The organism is Acinetobacter endophylla, assembly GCF_053543775.1.
This window is the reverse complement of record NZ_JBLVOM010000062.1, coordinates 1883-3425: the sequence shown is the minus strand read 5'-3', so window position 1 is coordinate 3425 and position 1543 is coordinate 1883. Positions and strand designations below refer to the sequence as shown.

2 pseudogenes are annotated in these 1543 nt (G+C 39.0%); both read left to right on the top strand.

Annotated elements, in window-relative coordinates:
- Nucleotides 1–83 precede the first annotated feature (83 nt).
- Nucleotides 84–191 (top strand): annotated as a pseudogene (locus tag ACNPNW_RS04810) (site-specific integrase); the annotation flags it as partial.
- 64 nt (nt 192–255) lie between these two features.
- Nucleotides 256–1346, top strand: a pseudogene (locus ACNPNW_RS04805) (IS3 family transposase).
- Nucleotides 1347–1543: the final 197 nt, after the last annotated feature.

Genomic DNA, 1543 nt, shown 5'->3' with positions numbered 1-1543 from the left:
CCAAAATTCAATAACTTAAGTGATTTCTATTTTACTCATAAAATATGATATGTTGACCTTAAGAATACTTCATAAACTTTACTATGTTTGCTTTAAAAACAATTCATTTGGAAAAGAAAGTTTCAAACGAAAATCAAATTATTCTTTTGTTTGATCTGGATTCATCATGTCCATGTTTGTACCCAGTAATCCCTCCTAAAAACAATAGGACCTAAAAGTAGAATTTTCTCTTAAAGTATAGGCAGGAGATTCTGCATGAAAATATCTAAATTTACTGACAGTCAGATCATGTCCATTTTGAAACAGGCGGAGTCTGGCACACCTGTAGCCGCCCTTTGTCGTGAACACGGTATGAGTAATGCGACCTTCTATAAATGGCGTGCCAAATATGGCGGTATGGATACATCATTAATGGCAAAACTCAAAGAACTGGAAGCAGAAAATACCAGACTTAAAAAGATGTATGCTGAAGAACGCTTAAAGGCAGAGATCATTCAGGAAGCGATGGCAATGAGCAGCACTGCTGCGCAAGGGTGAGGCCATCTTGCCGACGTAAGATGGCACAACAGGCAGTTGCCCACTATGCGATTAGCATTCGTTTGGCTTGCCGAGGATTTAGTATCAGTGAAACCTGCTACCGTTATCAATCCAAGTTAAACGATGACAATACATTAATTGCAGAACAGCTCATTGAGCTCACTGAAGAAAATACAGATTGGGGTTTTGGTCTGTGTTTCTCTTATCTACGTCATGTTGAAAACCATGTTTGGAATCATAAGCGTGTTTATCGCATTTACTGTGAGTTAGCACTGAATCTGCGCATTAAACCGAGAAGAAGACTAAAACGGCATGCACCAGAACCACTGAAAGAGCCGATCCGGGCAAATCAGGTCTGGTCACTGGATTTTATGCATGACCAGCTGATCGATAGTCGTAAGTTCCGATTGTTGAATGTGATTGATGATTACCGTCGAGAAGGTTTGACTATTGAAGCAGAATTCTCATTACCCACGATCAGGGTTATTCACACATTGAATCAGTTATTGGAATGGCGAGAAAAACCGTTAGTTATTCGGTGTGACAATGGCCCGGAGTTTATCAGTCACGAATTTGTACGCTGGGCAACTGAACAAGGTATTCGTATTGAATATATTCAACCAGGTAAACCACAGCAGAATGCGTATATTGAACGCTATAATCGGACTATACGTTATAGTTGGCTGAGCAAACATTTATTTGATACTTTGGATGAAGTACAAGATTATGCAACAAACTGGCTGTGGCATTACAACCATGAAAGACCACACCAAGCAAACAAAGGAAGGCCACCTCTAATGGCTGCTTAACCTCTACTTTTAACTTCAGTTATTTATGGGAGGATTACCGTTTGTGCAACAAAGCCCTTAGTTGAAAAAAACTTTTAGATTTCATGCTCACACACCACCTAAAACAAAAAATATCTGATTGATTTTACAGGCTTTTAATTTAAGGATTTATTCTACCCACTCGCAATATCAACGTTTAGTATCACGACTCACTAACT